The 18279-nt window shown below is 55.9% G+C and carries 14 protein-coding genes; 11 read left to right on the plus strand and 3 right to left on the minus strand.

Annotation, left to right across the window (positions count from 1 at the left end; genetic code table 11):
- Positions 1 to 308: hypothetical protein (locus tag RBB62_RS07675; RefSeq protein WP_309398154.1), on the plus strand; the 308-nt coding region annotated here is incomplete at its 5' end.
- On the opposite strand, the gene RBB62_RS07680 is transcribed toward RBB62_RS07675, so the two are convergent.
- The 3 genes from RBB62_RS07680 to RBB62_RS07690 form a co-directional block, all read right to left on the minus strand.
- Positions 305 to 1519, minus strand: coding sequence for an aspartate kinase (locus RBB62_RS07680; RefSeq protein WP_309398155.1), 1215 nt, complete (start codon positions 1517 to 1519; stop codon positions 305 to 307). The genes RBB62_RS07675 and RBB62_RS07680 overlap by 4 nt on opposite strands.
- Before the next feature lie 178 nt (positions 1520 to 1697).
- Positions 1698 to 2915: an aminotransferase class I/II-fold pyridoxal phosphate-dependent enzyme gene (locus RBB62_RS07685; protein WP_309398156.1), complete on the minus strand. Its 1218-nt coding sequence runs from the start codon at positions 2913 to 2915 to the stop codon at positions 1698 to 1700.
- A gap of 155 nt (positions 2916 to 3070) precedes the next feature.
- Positions 3071 to 5101 (minus strand): S1 family peptidase, encoded by a 2031-nt coding sequence (locus tag RBB62_RS07690; protein WP_309398157.1) that lies wholly within the window; start codon positions 5099 to 5101, stop codon positions 3071 to 3073.
- A gap of 163 nt (positions 5102 to 5264) precedes the next feature.
- Between RBB62_RS07690 and cysC the strand changes: the two genes are divergently transcribed.
- The 10 genes from cysC to RBB62_RS07740 all read left to right on the plus strand — a co-directional run bounded on the left by cysC (position 5265) and on the right by RBB62_RS07740 (position 18270).
- Complete coding sequence (gene cysC / locus RBB62_RS07695; protein ID WP_309398158.1) at positions 5265 to 5870, plus strand: adenylyl-sulfate kinase; 606 nt, start codon at positions 5265 to 5267, stop codon at positions 5868 to 5870.
- Positions 5871 to 5902: 32 nt separating this feature from the next.
- Positions 5903 to 6826 carry a sulfate adenylyltransferase subunit CysD gene (cysD, locus tag RBB62_RS07700; RefSeq protein ID WP_309398159.1) on the plus strand — a complete coding sequence of 308 codons (924 nt, stop codon included), beginning with the start codon at positions 5903 to 5905 and terminating at the stop codon, positions 6824 to 6826.
- 53 nt (positions 6827 to 6879) lie between these two features.
- On the plus strand, positions 6880 to 8154 hold the full coding sequence (gene cysN / locus RBB62_RS07705; RefSeq protein WP_309398160.1) for a sulfate adenylyltransferase subunit CysN: 1275 nt from the start codon (positions 6880 to 6882) through the stop codon (positions 8152 to 8154).
- A gap of 96 nt (positions 8155 to 8250) precedes the next feature.
- Positions 8251 to 11964 (plus strand): hydantoinase B/oxoprolinase family protein, encoded by a 3714-nt coding sequence (locus RBB62_RS07710; RefSeq protein WP_309398161.1) that lies wholly within the window; start codon positions 8251 to 8253, stop codon positions 11962 to 11964.
- The gene (locus tag RBB62_RS07715; RefSeq protein ID WP_309398162.1) at positions 11965 to 12909 is read left to right on the plus strand and encodes a histone deacetylase family protein; all 945 of its coding nucleotides are present in this window, start codon (positions 11965 to 11967) and stop codon (positions 12907 to 12909) included.
- Between the two features lie 445 nt (positions 12910 to 13354).
- Positions 13355 to 13897 (plus strand): hypothetical protein, encoded by a 543-nt coding sequence (locus RBB62_RS07720; protein ID WP_309398163.1) that lies wholly within the window; start codon positions 13355 to 13357, stop codon positions 13895 to 13897.
- 127 nt (positions 13898 to 14024) lie between these two features.
- Positions 14025 to 15215, plus strand: coding sequence for a pyridoxal phosphate-dependent aminotransferase (locus RBB62_RS07725; protein WP_309398164.1), 1191 nt, complete (start codon positions 14025 to 14027; stop codon positions 15213 to 15215).
- A 189-nt stretch (positions 15216 to 15404) separates the two neighbouring features.
- A complete protein-coding gene (locus tag RBB62_RS07730) occupies positions 15405 to 15890 on the plus strand; it encodes a CYTH domain-containing protein (protein ID WP_309398165.1) in 486 nt (161 codons plus the stop codon).
- A complete protein-coding gene (locus RBB62_RS07735; protein ID WP_309398166.1) occupies positions 15887 to 17524 on the plus strand; it encodes a CHAD domain-containing protein in 1638 nt (545 codons plus the stop codon). Before RBB62_RS07730 ends, RBB62_RS07735 begins: the two co-directional genes overlap by 4 nt.
- Complete coding sequence (locus RBB62_RS07740) at positions 17521 to 18270, plus strand: ParA family protein (RefSeq protein WP_309398167.1); 750 nt, start codon at positions 17521 to 17523, stop codon at positions 18268 to 18270. The genes RBB62_RS07735 and RBB62_RS07740 overlap by 4 nt, the downstream gene beginning before the upstream one ends.
- Positions 18271 to 18279 lie beyond the last annotated feature (9 nt).

An 18279-nucleotide genomic window follows, 5' to 3' on the forward strand; every position in this document is an offset into this window, starting at 1 on the left:
TTCTACCTGCGCGAGCGGAAAAGGTTCGTATCCGCTGCGTTCCATGCCAAAGCGCCAGAGGGCTGGCGCACTCCATAAAGTGGCTGGCGTCTCGGTGGGATTTCACGCACGGCCAAGCCGCGCTTCTTTTTCTTTTAATCTTTCTACCTGCGCGAGCGGAAAAGGTTCGTATCCGCTGCGTTCCATGCCAAAGCGCCAGAGGGCTGGCGCACTCCATAGCGGGGCTGGGCTGTTTGCCCACAAAAAAGGCCCGGCCAAAAATGACCGAGCCTGCTCTTTCCTTTAAACTTTTTCCTTTAATCTTCTAAGCGCTGAGCCCGAACCCGTCGTGGACGGCCTGGGTGGCCTTGGGGGCGTCTTCCAGATCGATGGCCACGGAAATGCGGATTTCCGAGGTGGAGATCATTTGGATGTTCACGCTGTTGGCCGCGAGGATGTCAAAGAGGGTCGCTGCGACGCCGGCATGGCTGCGCATGCCCACACCCACGACGGACAGCTTGGCGATGTCGCCCGTGTAGTTGACCGTACCGCCGCCTGCTTGCTGGAGGACCTTTTCCACGGCACCCGTTGCGCGGTGGACGTCGTCCTTAGGCACGGTGAAGGTCAGATTGGCCTGGCCGCCACGGCTGACGTTTTGGACGATCATGTCGACGATGACGTTGGCTTCGCCGAGCGCCTTGAAGACGAGGGCTGCCGTGCCGGGCTTGTCCGGCAGGTCGCTAACGGTGATCTTGGCCTGGTTTTTATCCAGCGCTACGCCGCTCACGACGACGTCTTCCATGGAGGGGACTTCTGCTTTCACAATGGTTCCGGGTTGGTCGTTAAAACTGCTGCGCACTTCGAAGATGACGCCATGCTTCTGCGCGAACTCCACCGAACGCGCTTGCATGACCTTGGAGCCCATCGAGGCGAGCTCCAGCATTTCTTCGTAGCTGATTTCGTTGATTTTGCGGGCGTTGGGGACGACGCGGGGGTCGGCCGTGTAAACGCCATCCACGTCGGTGAAAATCTGGCAAAGGTCGGCCTTCAAGCCTGCGGCCAAAGCCACGGCGGAGAGGTCGCTGCCGCCACGACCGAGCGTGGTGATTTCGCCATGACTGTTTTGGCCCTGGAAGCCAGCCACGATGACGACTTCGCCCATCGCGAGGCGGTCTTTAATATCGCCGCCGGTGATGTCGATGATGCGGGCGCGGGTGTGCTCGCCATCGGTCACGAAGCCAGCTTGGTGGCCCAGGCGGGAGACCGCGGGCTGGCCGAGGGAGTGGAGCGCCATGGCGGTCAGCGCGATGGTTTCCTGTTCGCCGCATGCCAGCAGCATGTCCATCTCGCGCTCAGCGGGCTGGGGGTTGATGGTCTTGGCGCGGTCCACGAGCTCGTTGGTTACCCCGCCACGCGCGCTCACGACCACGACGACCTGGTGTCCCTGGTCGACGAAGCCCTTAATGCGGCGCGCCACATTTTGGATGCGGTCCACGTCCTTCACGGAGGTGCCGCCGTATTTTTGCACAATTAACGCCATGGGTTTTCTAAAGAAGCCGGTTAGCAAACGCACTCCCCCACATCATTTCAATCTAAAACCAGCATCCTGCTGGACCGTTTGATTTTTGCAGTGCAAAAATGGCGATGGGGCAAGAGGGGGGAGGAAAATGAGAATTGTCTAGATGGCCACGAGGGAAGGCTGGCTGAACCCTGTGAGGCTAAAGGCCGAACATCGAACTGTTGACCTTCTTTTGGGCGTATTGCATCGCCTCGAAGACGATCTCTAAATCCTCCTCCGTATGGCGGGCGGACATCGAAGTGCGGATCAGGTCCTTGCCCGGTGGCACGGCTGGCGCAATCGACATCACCGTGAAGACGCCCTTTTCGAGTAGCGCTTGCCAGAAGCGGTAAGCCTTCTCCTTCTTGCCCATTATGATCGGCACAGCCGGGGTTTCGCTGTCCCAGATGTCGAGGCCGATGCTGCGGAGCATTTCCTTGTAGCGGCGGGTATTCTCCCACAGGCGTTGGTGGTGCTCTGGTTCGTTTAGCAGGACATCGATCGAGGCCGATGCTGCGTAGGCTTGGGGCGGGCTGATTGCGGCGGAGAAAATGGTCTGCTTACTGTGCGTGCGGAGGTATTCGATGACGTCTTTGGAGCCCGCAACGAAACCGCCCGTGCTGCTGAGGGACTTCGAAAAACTGCCCGTGATGACGTCGATTTCGTCGGTGAGGCCAAAGTGAGCGGCGGTTCCGCGACCCTGCGGGCCCATCACGCCGAAGCCATGCGCGTCGTCCATCACGTAGAAGCAATCGTGGCCGTCACAGGCCTGAATCAGCTCCGGCACGCGGCCGACGTGGCCTTCCATTGAGTAAACGCCCTCGAAAACGACGATCTTCGGGGTCTCAGGTTTTTCGAAGGAAATAACGTCCTTCAGGTCGGTTGGATTGTTGTGCGAAAAGCGTTCCACGCTGGCCTGGGTGAGGCCGATGCCGGCCCAAAGTGAGCTGTGGACGTTTTTATCGACCAGCACGATGTCGCCCTTTTGGGCAAAGGCCTGAACCGACGACATACACGAAATATAGCCAGCGACCGAGATGTGGCAGGCTTCCTTGCCGATGAAATTCGCGAACTTCTCCTCCAAAGCAATGTGGTAGCCGCGGGAGCCGTTGGCCAGGCGGGCGCCGGTGGTGCTGCTGCCCCAGTCATCCAGACCCTTTTTAGCGGATTCGATGACCTTTGGGTGGTTGCTGAGCCCCAGGTAGTCATTACTACAGAGCATGACATATTCCTTGCCCTCCTTGATCACACGGGAGCCTCGCTGGCTTTCGAAGGTGTGGTAGTAAGGATTGTAGCGTTTGCGCAGCCGCGTAACATCGTCGTCTTGGCAGCGCTTGACGACGGAATTCTTGGCTTTAGAGAAGAAATTCAAAGGCATGGAGGCGTGAAAAGACTCCGAAGCTAGCGGATTATCGATCTGTTTAAAGCCCATTTTTGGATTGTTTCAGCCGCAGGAAGCACTCGGACGTGGAAATTTTCCACAGTTTATGCGAGCTCTGAGGGCTGGACAACTGGGGATGCCTAAACCTTGGGTTAGTTCGTGCGTGAGCGAACTCGATTGTAGAGGGTGCGCCAGTTGTTGTCGAGTATGTCGCTGAGGCGGTCAATGAGCAGTTCGCGGTATTTGACGTTTTCCGCGATGTTTTGCTTCGGGTTGGCAGTGGTCATGAAGTAGTCGTAAAATTGAGTCTTTTTGACGTCCTCCAGCTCGCGATTTGCGAAGTTGATCATGTGCTGCACGAAGAGGCGGGTTTGGCGTTCGTAGTAGTCGGCGCTCTGTTTTTTGTCGGACACAGTCTCCAGGTAGTCGTCGTACAGGCTGCGCAGTTCGCGGTTGTTATAGAAGGCGTTGTTGTTGCTTAAGTAGTGGTAGATTGCCAGGGAGTCATCGCTGAATTTTGAGACGAGCTCAAATTGCCGCTGCCACTTGTACCAGCTGAGCTGTTCCCATTGGGAAACGTTGTCAATGCGGTAGCCGAACCATTCTGTCTGCTTACCGTCTTCGACTTTAGCTGCCACGGCGATGACTTCGCCGGTCTTCAGGTTGATGACGGGGCTGCCAGTATTGCCGGGGACGAAGTCGGCTTTTAAACTGATGCGGTCCGGTGCAATTGCGGTGACTTCGCCCTGCACTTGAGTAATGACGCCTCCACCGAGCTTGTTGCCGGGGATTACGACTTGCTGGCCCACGCTGGTGTCGTCGTCGACCAATTCGTCAGCCACAAGCGAGGCCAGGGACTCGTCCACAGAGATCATGGCAATGTCATGTCCAAAGGCGGCATAAATTTCTTTGGTTTTTACGGGGGTTCCGTCGGAGGTGCGGATGCGCAACTGGCTCTGCTCGGTCAGTGCCTGCAAGCTGGTAATGATGAATTCACGGCCGCGAATTTTGCAGAAAAAGCCACTGCTGATGTTTTGATCGCCCTCGATGATGACGATCGCTGCGAGCTCTTCCGGCGTCAGCACACTTTTATCGGGCGCTTGTTCAGCCACGATTTCTTCCTCGATCTGTTCGCCGGGTAGTTGGCCCATCACGTCGTTGGCGCCAGCGACACCGCTGGTGGTTGGCGTGTCTTCGGGGGTAATCTCGCTGGGGGCAGGGGTGGTGGTGGTGCGAGGAGTCGCGGTAATGTCGTCGCCATTGGTGGGTGCCATTGGCGTGCGTTCGGCCGGAACAGGGGGCATTTCGAGCGGCCCGAAGACGATGTTGTTGGGATCGATGCTAAAGAAGTCGGGGCGCGTGCGGTTGAGTGACAACTCGTCGGCTGTCACGTTGACCCCAAACTCCGGCTGCATGAGCATGGTCACGTTGGTGTAGTCACGCTCGTCAGCGCGCTCGGCCATGACCTTGACGATGGCCAGCGGCTCGCGGGTCAGCCAGACGGCAACGGCGTCGCCCATTGCAGTGCGCCAGGTAAGGATGTCAGTTTGCACGCCAGCCAGGCTCTCTTCGCCGATCCACCACACGTCGCGTGGGTATTTGGCGGACTGCATTAGCCAGTCATCCTTGTCGCCGAGTGCTGGTGCGAGGTCGGGATTGGAGGCCAGGAGCCACTCGGGCGCGGGGTCGTAATTGAGCAGGATGTAGTTGTTGGCCTTGATTGCCTGAGCCAGCCCTTGGGAAGTCATGGCCAGTGGCGAGGAAGAATAGTGATCCGCGGCGTGGCGCTGCGCGGTCCAGAAGTCAATCGAGGTAAAACTGCGGCCAGCGCCCATGCTGATGATCTCGTGTCTCAGCGCAAACGGATCGCGGGTGAAGGCGGTGGAAAACAGCTTGAAGCGCTTGGTGCGGGTGGAGCCACCGCCTTCCTGGAAAAGAAAGCTCTGCGCTTTTTTCGTTTCTTCATAAACAACAAGGCGCACGGCACCTTGCGCACGGTAGGAGAAGCACTTATCGTAGGTTTCCCGCGTCCGCAGGAGAATCGGCAGTCCGTCGCGCGGCTGATCGAAGATGACTCTGGCCTCCGGTGTGGGGAGGTTATCCTGCTGGGAAGGCGCTTGAGCGCTGGCGGAGAGCGCCGCTAGGGCGATGCTGAATATCAGAGCTGGAATGAGTCGAGGCACGAACTTAAAGATATCACGAAGCAGGTGTCTTTTGGCAAGCCTCGGTGTCTTATTGGGTAAGTTGACTGAAAAGCTCTAATCTTGGGTAAGTTAGGTAAGATAGTAAAAATAAGCTTGCGCTTGCCTATTTGTGAAGTATCGATAGCCAACTTTAATTTTACAAATGCCCGAAACACCCGACAATATCTACCATGTCTTTGACCGCATGCTGCCGCGGGCTGATCGCGAGGCGGCGCTCAAGCAGCGCTCTCACGTGTTCTGGTTGTTTGGTTTGAGTGGTTCGGGTAAGAGCACTTTGGCGCTCGCGCTGGAGCGGGAGTTGTTTAACCGCGGTTTGTTTGCCCAGGTGCTCGACGGGGACAACATCCGCAGCGGCCTGAACAAAGACCTCGGTTTTTCCGACGAAGATCGCTTGGAAAACATCCGCCGTATCGGCGAGGTGGCCAAGTTGTTCAAGGACGCCGGCGTCATCACGATCACGTCGTTCATTTGCCCGAAGGAAGAACTCCGCCAGATGGCCAAGGAGGTCGTTGGCGCGGAAGATTTCTCCGACGTTTACGTGAAGGCCAGCTACGAGCAATGCCAGGAGCGCGATCCTAAGGGTCTATATAAGAAGGTGCAAGCCGGCCAGGTGAAGCAGTTTACCGGCAAGGACAGCGGCTTCGAAGAACCTTCCACGCCAGCGCTCGTCATCGACACCGAAAACGAAACCATCGAACAAAGCGTGCAGCGCCTGCTTAACTACGTGCTCGAGCGCGTGCAGGCCTAGCCATCAATTTTCAGAAATACCCAAAACTTCTCATGGAACAAAAGAGCAAGAGCTACCAGGTTAACCACCTCAAACAACTGGAGTCCGAGGCGATCTACATCCTGCGCGAAACCGCTGCGCAGTTTGAAAAGCCCGCACTGCTATTCTCGGGCGGTAAGGACTCGATCGTCATGGCATGGTTGGCGCGCAAGGCTTTTTACCCGGCCAAGCTTCCCTTCCCGCTGGTCCACGTGGATACCGGCCACAACTTCCCGGAAACGATCACCTATCGCGATGACTTCGTGGAGCAGATCAAGGCGAACCTCGTCGTCGGCCTCGTGCAGGAATCGATCGACCAGGGACGTGTGCAGGAAGAAAAGGGCCCCAAGGCCAGCCGTAATGCGCTGCAGACCGTGACCCTGCTCGACACCATTGAAAAGCACGGCTACGACGCCTGCCTGGGTGGTGGTCGCCGCGACGAAGAAAAGGCGCGTGCCAAGGAACGCTTCTTCTCGCACCGTGACGAGTTTGGCCAGTGGGACCCGAAGAACCAGCGCCCCGAGCTCTGGAACATTTTCAATGGCCGCAAGCAACACGGTGAGCACTTCCGCGTGTTCCCGCTCTCCAACTGGACGGAGATGGACGTGTGGCAATACATCAAGGCTGAAGAAATTCCGCTACCGAGCCTTTACTTCGCCTCCGAGCGCGACGTGTTCACCCGCGACGGAGTGATCCTCTCGCAGACGGACTTCATCACGATGCTCCCGGAGGAAGAAGCCACCGCCCGCAAGGAAGTAGTCCGCTTCCGCACGATTGGCGATGCGACCTGCACTGGCGCCGTGCTCTCCAACGCGGCCACCATCGACGACATCATCGAAGAAGTCGCCGCCGCCCGCCAAACCGAGCGTGGCACCCGTTCCGACGACAAGCGCTCTGAAACCGCTATGGAAGACCGCAAAAAGCAAGGTTACTTCTAAGCCGCTCCGAACGACACGAATCCAAAATTTATAATTTCAAAGACTGATATCTCATGAGCGAAGAACGCGGATATTTAGACATGGACCTCCTCCGTTTCACGACGGCGGGTTCCGTTGACGATGGTAAGAGCACGCTGATTGGCCGTCTGCTCTACGACTCGAAGAACATTTTCGAAGACCAACTCGAAGCAGTTGAAACCAGCTCCAAGGCGCGTGGTGACGAGCACGTGAATCTTGCCCTCCTGACCGACGGCCTTCGCGCCGAGCGCGAGCAAGGCATCACAATCGACGTGGCTTATCGTTACTTCGCCACGCCGAAGCGTAAGTTCATCATCGCGGACACGCCGGGGCACATCCAATACACGCGCAATATGGTGACGGGTGCCTCCACAGCCAACCTCGCCATCATCCTCATCGACGCGCGCAAGGGTGTCATCGAGCAGACTTGCCGTCACGCCTTCATCGCGAGCTTGCTGCGCATTCAGCACGTCGTGATCTGCGTGAACAAGATGGACCTCGTTGATTGGAGCCAGGAGCGTTACGATGAAATTATAGCTGAATTCAAGCAGTTCGCATCGCGCTTGGATAACGTCGTCGAAGTGACCTTCATTCCGATCAGCGCGCTTGAGGGCGACAACGTCGTGGATAAGTCCAAGAACATGGATTGGTATCAAGGCCCGACTTTGATGTATCACCTGGAAAACGTCTACGTTGGTCCCGACGCCAACCACATCGACGCGCGTTTCCCGGTGCAGTGGGTCATCCGCCCGATGTCCAACGAGTGGCATGACTTCCGTGGTTACGCGGGCCGTGTTGCGGGTGGCGTGTTTAAGCCGGGTGACGACGTAGTCGTGCTGCCGAGTGGCTTTACGACGAAGGTTAAGGCGATTCATACCCTCGAAGGTGAGATTGAAGAAGCGTTCAACCCGTTGTCGGTCACGATGACGCTCGAAGACGAAATTGATATTTCGCGCGGCGACATGATCGCCAAGCCGAACAATCAGCCCAAAGTTGAGCAGGATGTCGAAGCGATGATCTGCTGGTTCTCCGAGAAGAAGAAGCTCAAGGGCCGCGAAAAGCTCATCCTCCGCCATACGACGAAGGAAGTGAAGGCCATCGTGAAGGACGTTCGCTACAAGGTGAACATCAACACGCTGCACAAGATCGAGGACGACCTCGAGTTCGGCCTCAATGACATTGGTCGCATCTCGCTGCGCACCTCGTCGCCGCTCTTCTTCGACAGCTACTCGCGTAACCGCCAGACCGGCAGCTTCGTGCTCATCGACGAGTTCACGAACGAAACAGTTGCTGCGGGCATGATTATCTAAGGGCGAATTTTCTGTCATTCTTTCAATCAAAAGGCGTGGAGCAATCCGCGCCTTTTTCATAGACTTGTTTCGCGCACTTGGCTTTTATTAGCGCCAATGGCTGAGCCCTGGCAAATCGCTGCAGACACCGGTGGCACCTTTACTGACTTAATTGGCGTGGACCCGAAAGGGCGTCCGCATCGCGCCAAGGTGCTCTCAAATGCCAGCTTGCGCGCCATGATCACGGCCAAGCCGGGAGCCGGTTGGGTGCACTTGGAAGCCAGTTGGGGTTTGCCTGACGGATTCTTTCGCGGCTTCACCGCGCTTTTTCCCGGCGGCGAAGCTTTTCGCGTTTTGGACTACCGTTCGCGGGACAAGGCGTTGTTGCTCGAAGTCGAAGGACGTTTGCCGCCGGGTAGTCTGATCGAACTGACGACCGGCGAAGAGGCACCCATTCTCGGCGCTCGCGTGATGACGCGCACGCCTGGGGATCAGCCCCTGCCGCCAATCAACTTGCGCCTCGGCACCACGCGCGGCACGAATGCGCTGCTGGAGCGCAAGGGCGCGAAAACGGCGTTTTTTGTCACTAAAGGCTTTGGTGATTTACTATCGATTGGCGACCAGCGGCGTCCCGATTTGTTTGCGCTCGCCATTGATAAACCGCGCCAACTGGCAAAGCACGTGATCGAAATCGATGCGCGCATGGATGCCGATGGCCGCGAGATTCAATCGCTAGTATTGGATGAAGCTTTGCGGGACAAAGTGACTGCTGCGCGGGTGGCTGGTTGCGATGCGGCAGCAGTGACGCTGCTGCACAGTTACCAGAATCCAGCGCATGAACAAATGCTTGGCGGATTTTTGCGTGAAGCTGGTTTTAGCGTAGTAACACTGTCTTCGGAACTCGCGCCATTTATTAAAATTTTGCCGCGTGCGCAAACGACGGTGGTCGACGCTTACTTAAGCCCGATTATGAACGCCTACCTCGACCAAGTGCAGGGTGCGTTGAGTGACGGGCGTTTGCGCGTGATGACCAGTGCCGGGGGGTTGATGGCGCGGGCTGATTTCCGCGCGAAGGATGCGTTGCTCAGTGGTCCCGCCGGTGGTGTCGTAGGTGCCGTGGCCGCAGGCAAACAATCAGGTAGCCCGTGCGTGATTGCCTTCGATATGGGCGGCACAAGCACAGATGTTTCACGCAGTGAAGGGACGTTTGATTATCGCTCCAGTCATCGTGTTGGCGATGCGTCGATCCTGGCGCCCGCATTGAAAATCGAAACCGTGGCGGCAGGTGGCGGCTCGATATGTGGTTGGGATGGACGAAAACTTTTTGTCGGGCCCGACAGCGCGGGCGCGTATCCGGGGCCAGCGTGTTATGGCGCGGGTGGTCCATTGACGGTGACAGATGTGAACCTACTGCTTGGGCGCGTGTTGCCCAGTGCATTCAGCATTCCAGTTTATCCTGAGCATGCGGCGAAGGCGGCTGACGCGATTGCGGCCAATGCGGGCATTGCGCGCGAGGAATTATTGTCCGGCTTCCTTCGCATCGCCAACGAACGTATGGCCGCAGCGATCGAAACGATTTCGGTGCGCGAGGGCTATGATCCGCGCGAGTACGCGCTGGTAGCATTTGGCGGCGCCGGTGGTTTGCACGCCTGTGCGATAGCGGATGAGCTCGGTGTCGAGACGGTGCTCTTTCCGACGCATGCGGGTATCTTGAGCGCGTATGGCATTCAGCAGGCAGCGATTGAGCGCATTGGCCAGCGCCAGATAATGGAGCTACTCGATGTTGTTGAGGAAACTTTAGAAGCCACGCTGAAGGAAATCGCCGAGGAACTCAGGGGGGCAATGACGGGTGAGGGCGTGGATGCTGCGCATCTCGTTACGCGCCACAACCGAGTAGTGCTCCGACTGAAGGGGCAGGAGTCTACGCTGACCATCGAACACGTTTCGGATTTGGCGGCCGCTTTTCGTCGCGAATACGTGCAAGTTTTCGGTTATTATCCTGAGGGTCGCGCAATCGAAGTCGTGGCCGTGGAAGTTGTGGTTGCGACTGTATCGTCGGTCTTGCCACGGGAAATATTTGCCGCCGATCCTAAGGCGTTGCCAGCGGTTAAAACCACGGATGCTGGCGTGGCGATTTGGGCGCGTGGCGAGTTACCAGTCTGCGGCCAAGTGACAGGGCCAGCGGTGGTGTTTGATGACACGTGCACTTTATTTATCGATGCTGCCTGGAGTGCGGTGATGGGCGACCGCGGCACGCTGCGATTAACACGTCATGCCCAAACCGAGCGCGAAGTTGCCGTCAATGAAGCTGTCGCGCGGGAGTTGTTTACGAATCGTTTTCGACAGGTGGTTGAAGAGATGGGCGTGCAACTTGAGCGTACGGCGGTGTCGACCAATGTAAAGGAGCGCCTGGATTTCTCCTGCGCGCTACTCGATGCGCAAGGGCGGCTGATCGCCAACGCACCGCACATCCCGGTGCACCTCGGCGCCTTGGGGCTTTGTGTGCGCACGGTTGCCGAGCAGATGGAGCTGGCACCAGGCGATGTCGTGGTGACGAATCACCCCGGCTACGGCGGTTCGCATTTGCCGGATGTCACGGTGATTGCACCGGTGTTTCAAGGTGAGCGCCTAATTGGCTATGTGGCGAATCGCGCGCATCACGCGGAGCTGGGTGGCATTCGCCCGGGATCTATGCCGCCGAATGCAACTTGCCTCGCCGAAGAGGGTGTGGTGATCAAGCCGATGTATTTATTTCGCGCGGGCGAAAGCTGCATGAGCGAGTTGGAATTGCTGCTGCGTGAGGCGGCATACCCATCGCGCGCGGTTTCGGATAACTTGGCAGACTTGAATGCGCAGGTGGCGGCGAATCGTCGCGGCGCTTCTCAGTTGCTAGCTATGGCCGAGGCCTATGGCGTGGATCAGGTTGCGCACTACATGCAGGCCTTATTGGATTTTTCAGCGGAAGCTCTATGCGCTAAGTTGGAGAGCTTTGGCTCCGATGTGAAAACACAGATTTCCACACTCGATGATGGCAGCGAAATCCAGGTGGCGATGGTATGGCGGGATCGTGTGTTGTCCGTGGATTTCAGCGGGACGGCTTTGAGGCATCCGGGGAACCTGAATGCGACGCCGGCGATTACCAGTAGCGCGTTGATCTACGTGCTGCGTTTGTTGGTGCGCGAAGATATTCCGCTCAACGAAGGCTTGCTCGCGCCAGTAAAGTTGACCTTGCCACGTTGCTTCTTGAATCCGGAGTTTCCTGAGGATCCACGTGAAGCGCCTCCAGTGGTTGGTGGTAACGTGGAGACGAGTCAGCGTGTGGTAGAATGTTGTTTGCGTGCACTTGGCATTGTGGCCGATAGTCAGGGCACGATGAATAACTTCATCTTCGGCAATGACTCGCTGAGTTACTACGAAACGATTGGTGGTGGCGCGGGCGCAGGCCGCGGCTTTTATGGCGCATCGGGCGTACACACGCATATGACTAACACTGCGATCACTGATCCGGAAATTTTTGAGCGGCGTTACCCACTGCGTTTGTGGCGCTTTGTCTTACGTGAGGAATCCGGGGGTAGTGGCCGTTGGCGTGGTGGCGATGGCTTGGTGCGCGAAGTCGAATTTTTACAGCCGATGTCGGTGTCGCTCTTAACTCAGCATCGCGAGCGTGGGCCGATGGGGCAAGCGGGTGGCGGGGATGGTTTACCGGGTAAGCAAAAACGAATTCGATTGGACGGCAGCTATGAGTTCTTGTCAGCGTGCGTTCATTATGAAGCGGAGGCCGGCGAACGGCTCTGCATCGAAACTCCCGGTGGAGGTGGGTTTGGGGTATAAATGAAGACCGCGATTATTCATCACCCCGATTGTGCGCTGCACGATACAGGCGGCTATCATCCAGAGCGACCCGAGCGGACGAAAGCAGTCGTCGATGCGTTGCGCGAAAACTTTAATGATGATCAGCTGAATTGGGTTTTAGCGGACAAGGCGGCGTTGTCGTGGGTGGAGCAGGTTCATGATGGCGCTTATGTGAGACAGATTGAGGAAGCGTGCTTGCGCGGGGATGATGTGTTGGATCGCGGCGATACCCAAGTCTGCATGGAGTCGTTTGATGTGGCGCGTTTGTCGGCTGGTGGCGCGATGCTCGCCGTAGATCAGGTGATGCAAGGTAAAGCGAAGAACGCGTTTAGCGTAATGCGCCCCCCCGGGCATCATGCCGAACGCGCGCAAGCGATGGGCTTTTGTTTGTTCAACAACGTGGCGGTGGCCGCGCGTTATGCACAGCAGCAATATGACTTGAAGCGCGTGGCGATCATCGACATCGACGTGCATCATGGCAACGGCACGCAAGCGGCGTTTTATGATGACCCATCGGTTTACTTCGTGAGCTTTCATCAGTATCCGTTCTATCCGGGTACGGGCATGGCGAGAGAGAAGGGCGCAGGTGAAGGGCTTGGCTATACGTTAAACATTCCACTCGTTGCAGGTGCAGAATACCCCGAGTATTTACTGGCGTGGGAAACAGAAGTCTTGCCAGCTTTAACCGACTTTAAGCCGGAGATGATTTTGATCTCTGCTGGTTTTGATGCGCATATTGACGATCCACTCGCAAACATGAAATTGAATGACCGTGACTTCTACGAGTTAACGGAATTGATCAAAGACTTTGCCATGCAAAGCTGCGGTGGGCGTTTGGTCTCGGTGTTGGAAGGCGGCTATAACTTGGAAGCCTTGGCGCGCGCATCGGTTCGCCATGTGCAATCGCTTTGCGATGTAAAGTAAGTCGTGCTTGTCGCCAGACTTTGCATGGCAGAGTTACATTGAGGTAATGGTTGGGTAACTTTATGATTGATATTTAGTCACCAAGTTGCTAACTAGCGTCTATAAGAAGAGGCTTAAAGCTTTTAACCTTATTTCAAGTGATCGCACTTCGCTTACAGCGCACCGCACAAAAACAGAATTTAGGATCTTGCCAGTTGCAGAATCCGAAGGAGGTTGCCTCCAAAAAATTAAGCAGTGTATCACCGGGTGTTTTTAATTTACCTTATCTCGATTGCGCGTGTCGTTTGCTTGTTCGCATGCGCGTAAATTTAAGTGAGTCTGCAATGTCGGTTGTGGCTAAGTTGCTGCTCACGATAATTTCTCACCGTTCTAATCTGAACACTGGGTTTAGCCCAAGTTTGTTCATCGGTGAGACGCTACAAACCAAGTAAAGGACTAACCGAATATGGCTACGAAAAAGAAAACCAAGAAAGCCGCTGTTAAAAAAGCTGCTGTAAAAAAGGTCGCGAAGAAGGCCGTAAAAAAACCAGCTGCCAAGAAAGCGGCTGTTAAGAAAATTGCCAAGAAAGCTCCCGCGAAAAAGGCAGCTAAGAAGGCAGTGAAGAAGGTCGCCAAGAAAGCGGTCAAAAAAGTGGCTAAGAAGAAAGTCGCGAAAAAGGCTGTTAAGAAAGCCGTGAAGAAGGCGGCGAAAAAGGCAGTCAAGAAAGCCGCAGTCAAGAAGGTTGCCAAAAAGAAGGTCGCTAAGAAAGCGGTTAAGAAGGCAGCGAAAAAAGCACCAGCTAAGAAAGCTGCCAAAAAGGCGGTCAAGAAGGTTGCGAAAAAGAAGGTCGCTAAGAAAGCGGTTAAGAAGGCAGCGAAAAAAGCACCAACTAAGAAAGCTGCCAAGAAGGCGATCAAGAAGGTTGCGAAAAAGAAGGTCGCCAAGAAGGCTCCTGCCAAGAAGAAAGCCCCGGCTAAGAAGAAAGCGAAGAAGTCCAAGAAGAAGTAATCGCCAATCCGTAGCCTAGCCTATTTTCCTTTCGCGCCCGGCCTTTTTTGGCCGGGTGCTGAAAAGGATTGCTTTGCTGGGCAGGATGCTGATTCTTGCCGGGTCTAACTAACATTAGGAATCCCACATGTCAGCATCAGAGATTATATTATCCCCCTGGGCTCGCAACATTTCCCCGTCCCCGACTCTCGCCGTCGACGCCAAGGCTAAGGCGCTCAAGGCAGAGGGTAAGGACGTCTGCGGTTTTGGTGCGGGTGAACCGGACTTTGACACGCCTGAATTTATCAAGCAAGCGTGCGAGGAATCCCTGCGTCGCGGGGACACGAAATACGCGCCCGCAGCCGGCATTCCCAAGTTGCGCGCTGCTCTCGCCGAAAAATACATCACCGAAAACGGTGTTGTCGGCGTAAAGCCGGAGCAAATCGTGGTTAGCCCTGGTGGCAAGTTTTCCTGCTACTTGGCGATTCTCTCGGTTTGTGGCCCCGGTGACGAAGTTATCATTCCGGCCCCTTATTGGGTGAGCTATCCGGAGATGGTCAAACTGGCCGGCGCAACGCCGAAGTTTGTCTTTGCGGGCGATGATCAGGGCTTTAAGATTACGCCTGAGCAGCTCAAAGAAGCGATTACGCCGAAGACGCGTCTGCTCGTGCTTAATAGTCCGTCTAACCCGACTGGCGCACTTTACAACAAGGCTGAAGTCGAGGCCATCATGGCAGTCGCCATCGAAGCGGGCATTTACGTAATGTCCGACGAAATTTACGAGTATCTGCTCTATGATGGCGTGGAATTCGTCTCCCCGGCCAGCCTGAGTGAAGAAGCCGCCGCGTGCACGATAACGGTGTCTGGTTTCTCCAAGACCTTCTCCATGACCGGTTGGCGTCTCGGCACGCTCATGGCCCCGGCCCCGATCGCAAAGGCGGTTGCCAGCCTGCAAAGCCAGACTTCCTCCAATGCGACAACGTTCGCGCAGTGGGGTGCGCTGGCTGCAATGGAGCGCCCTACCGAAGCCAAGGACGCGATTGCTGGGATGCTGAAGGTTTTTGATCGTCGCCGCATGACCTTGCTCGATGGTTTAAACGCGATCGACGGCATTCGCTGCGATCGCGCACAGGGTGCCTTCTACTTGTTTCCGAACATCGGTTCCTACGGTCTATCTTCCACGGATTTCTGTGCGAAGCTCCTCGAAGACGAGCTCGTCGCCGCAGTGCCTGGTGTCGCCTTTGGCGCAGATGATTACATGCGCGTGTCTTACGCCACGAGCGACGAAGTCATCTCCAAGGGGCTTGAGCGCTTGGCGCGTTTTTGCCAAGGGCTGTAAGATTATCGGCAGATATTTTCCTAAGCGGGAGGCGTTTTATCGTCTCCCGCTTTTTTTGTTACAGATGGCTGAAGTCCCTGAAAGCAGATGTAACATTAAAGTTCTTGGAATTTTTTGTCAGCTGAGTGGTCTAGTAACATCGCTGAAACGCTTGTGTTTCTTGGTTGTAACAACTAGCTTTGCTTAGCTATGCCGATTGAGATCGAACGAAAATTCATTGCCCGCGCCGAGGAATTGCCGCGCCCGGAGCTCAGCACGCGGCTTGAGCAGGGCTATATCAACCGCGATAAGGCCACTGTCCGCGTGCGGATCAGCGGCGATGTCTGCTATTTGACCATTAAAGGCGCCGTTCAGGGCAAAAGCCGCCTGGAGTATGAATATCCGATCCCGCTTGACGAAGGTCGGGAGCTGCTGGAGCTGCTTTGCCGCCGCCCGGTGATCGAGAAGACGCGCCACCTCATTGACCACGCCGGGCATCGTTGGGAGGTGGATGTATTCGACGGTGAAAACGAAGGCTTGGTGATGGCGGAAGTTGAGCTCGACGATGAAGACGAGCTCGTGGAGCTGCCTGCTTGGGTTGGCCGTGAAGTCACCGATGAGCGCAAATATTCCAACGCATCTTTGGCCAAGCGTCCGTTTATAGAATGGACTGCGGAGGAGCGCGCCGAGTCATGAAGACTTCGAGTGGATTTCTATTGCCGATGTCCGACGAGGGGCGCCAGCAGCTGCGCGCGTTGAAGGACGCGGTAGGTCTTATCGCTGGAGGCAAGGAGCGGCGCCGCTGGGAGGTGCTTGATACCTTTGACTGGCGTCTTTTATCTGCGGATTGTGTGCTGCTGCGTGACCGCACTTGCTTTGAACTGCATCGCTGCGCTGGAGATGAATTAATTGCGCGCGAGTCTTTTAAAGCTGCTGCTAAGCACTTGGCGATAGATGATTTTCCTGTCGGCGCTTTGCGAGACAAAGTAAGCACAGTCATGGATATTCGTGCGGTGATGCCACGGGCGGAAGTCATCCGCGAAGTGGAAGTTTTTCGCATCGAAAATACTGACGGCAAGACCACCGTGCGCGTCGAATTGGAAACGCTATTTCGGCCAGTGGCTGGGCAGAAGGCCATGCCCTTTCGTCGGCTGATGCGCGTGGTCGCGCTGAAGGGATATGAGTCGCAGGCCGAAGCTGTTTCCAGGCAGTTGGCTGAGGCTGGTTTAGCTGAGCATGATGATACGCGGCATTATGCTTTTGCTGCGTTGGAAGCCTCGGGAGTGACGCCCTTTGACTACGCTTCAAAGATTAAGCTCGAGCTCTCGCCAAATTTGACGGCGCGGGAGGCGTGCACACGCATTTTGCTGGCTTCGTTGGAGCAGGTCCAAGTGAACGTGCCGGGAATGTTGGCCGATATTGATTCCGAGTTTTTGCACGACTTCCGGGTAGCGCTACGCCGCACACGTTCCTTACTCCAATTGGTCCGCGGTGTGTATGCAGAGGAGCAGGTGCTTGCGCACAAGACTGCACTTGGTGATGTGATGAAACGCACGAACCGTCTGCGTGACTTGGATGTTTATTTGTTGGAACAAGGGGATTATGCGAAGCTCTTGCCGCCAGCCCTGCGTCCCGGCCTTGAAGACTTTTTTGCTGATCTCTGTAAGGAGCGTAGCAAGGTATTCAAACAGTTCGTCAAAGCGTTACAGAGCGCTCAGGTCACGCGTGAGCTCAAGGCATGGGATCGCTTTGTGCGCAAGGAAGCTCTGAGTTCTCATGCCACAGTTCAGGACGGCGATGCGCCGGTTAAAAGTCTCGCCAATCAGCTCCTGATGAAGCGCTTCAAGCGCATCATTAAGGATGGTCGCAAGATCGCTGATGAAACGCCCGATGAGGCAGTCCACGAGCTACGGATTCAGTTTAAGAAACTGCGTTATCTGCTGGAGTTTTTCCGTTCGCTTTATGACAGCGACGAACTGGATTTTCTCATTAAGCGTTCGCGCAAAATTCAGAATGTTCTCGGCGCATTTAACGACGTGTGCGTGCAGCAGGAGACGATTTCTCAGTATTTGAAGTCAGTCGATCTGAAGCGCCCGGAGGCTGTCCAGCTATGTGCGGCTTTGGGCGCCTTGGTTGCGGAGTTAGAGCGCAAGCGAGTATGTGAGCGCAAGAAGTTTAGGGCAGCGTTTGATACGCTGGACGATGCGCGGGTGCTCTCGGTAGCAGATCACCTCTTTCGACCGATCATAGTTGAAGTTTCCACGAACCCGCCGATGTTCGCCCCCGCAAAGAAACCCAAACCCAAGAAAGCGAAGAAAATATCACGATGAAGGTATTGGCAGTTTATAACATTAAGGGTGGGGTGGGTAAAACGGCCGCCGCCGTCAACTTGGCATTCTTATCGGCGCAATCGGGTAACCGTACCTTGCTCTGCGATCTGGACCCGCAGGGGTCTTCGTCGTTTTACTTTCGCGTGCGGCCGGATAAAAAGCACGGGCCGAAGAAGCTGCTACAAGGCGGCAAGAAGCTAGATCGCGAGATCCGCGAATCGGACTACCCAAACTTGCATTTGCTGCCGTCGGCGATGGCTTATCGGAATCTCGACATCGAGCTCGACCACTCCAAGCGTTCGAAAAAGCGCCTCCGTGAATCGCTGAAGAGCCTGGTGGGCGACTACGATGTGATCGTGATTGACTCGCCGCCCAATGTGACGCTGCTTAGCGAAAACATTTTCCGTGCCGCTGATGTGATCCTCGTGCCCGTGATCCCGACGACGCTCTCTATGCTTACCTACGGGCAGATCATTGATTTCTTCAAAGCTGAGGGTCTTAAGACACAAAAACTGCGCGCGTTTTTCTCGATGGTCGAGCGCCGCAAGAAGATGCATCAGGACACGATGGAGGAAACGCGCGGCAAGGATAAGCGCTTTCTACAGCCGGTGGTTCCGATGGCGGCGGCGGTTGAGAAAATGGGGCTGCACCGCGAGCCACTGTTGGCATTCGATACCCGTTCGCCCGCAGCTAAGGCCTACGCGGAGCTGTGGGAAGACGCCTCAATCCTGCTCCGAGAGGCTTGAAATCAGCGT

The sequence above is a fragment of the Cerasicoccus maritimus genome, assembly GCA_031296935.1.
Taxonomy (GTDB): Bacteria; Verrucomicrobiota; Verrucomicrobiia; order Opitutales; family Cerasicoccaceae; genus Cerasicoccus; species Cerasicoccus maritimus.

What these genes read in the sequence shown, in the direction of transcription:
- RBB62_RS07680 (WP_309398155.1), bottom strand. Translation starts at nt 1,519, where the DNA reads ATGGCGTTAATTGTGCAAAAATACGGCGGCACCTCCGTGAAGGACGTG.
- RBB62_RS07685 (WP_309398156.1), bottom strand. Translation starts at nt 2,915, where the DNA reads ATGCCTTTGAATTTCTTCTCTAAAGCCAAGAATTCCGTCGTCAAGCGC.
- cysC (WP_309398158.1), top strand. Translation starts at nt 5,265, where the DNA reads ATGCCCGAAACACCCGACAATATCTACCATGTCTTTGACCGCATGCTG.
- cysD (WP_309398159.1), top strand. Translation starts at nt 5,903, where the DNA reads ATGGAACAAAAGAGCAAGAGCTACCAGGTTAACCACCTCAAACAACTG.
- cysN (WP_309398160.1), top strand. Translation starts at nt 6,880, where the DNA reads ATGAGCGAAGAACGCGGATATTTAGACATGGACCTCCTCCGTTTCACG.
- RBB62_RS07710 (WP_309398161.1), top strand. Translation starts at nt 8,251, where the DNA reads ATGGCTGAGCCCTGGCAAATCGCTGCAGACACCGGTGGCACCTTTACT.
- RBB62_RS07715 (WP_309398162.1), top strand. Translation starts at nt 11,965, where the DNA reads ATGAAGACCGCGATTATTCATCACCCCGATTGTGCGCTGCACGATACA.
- RBB62_RS07720 (WP_309398163.1), top strand. Translation starts at nt 13,355, where the DNA reads ATGGCTACGAAAAAGAAAACCAAGAAAGCCGCTGTTAAAAAAGCTGCT.
- RBB62_RS07725 (WP_309398164.1), top strand. Translation starts at nt 14,025, where the DNA reads ATGTCAGCATCAGAGATTATATTATCCCCCTGGGCTCGCAACATTTCC.
- RBB62_RS07730 (WP_309398165.1), top strand. Translation starts at nt 15,405, where the DNA reads ATGCCGATTGAGATCGAACGAAAATTCATTGCCCGCGCCGAGGAATTG.
- RBB62_RS07735 (WP_309398166.1), top strand. Translation starts at nt 15,887, where the DNA reads ATGAAGACTTCGAGTGGATTTCTATTGCCGATGTCCGACGAGGGGCGC.
- RBB62_RS07740 (WP_309398167.1), top strand. Translation starts at nt 17,521, where the DNA reads ATGAAGGTATTGGCAGTTTATAACATTAAGGGTGGGGTGGGTAAAACG.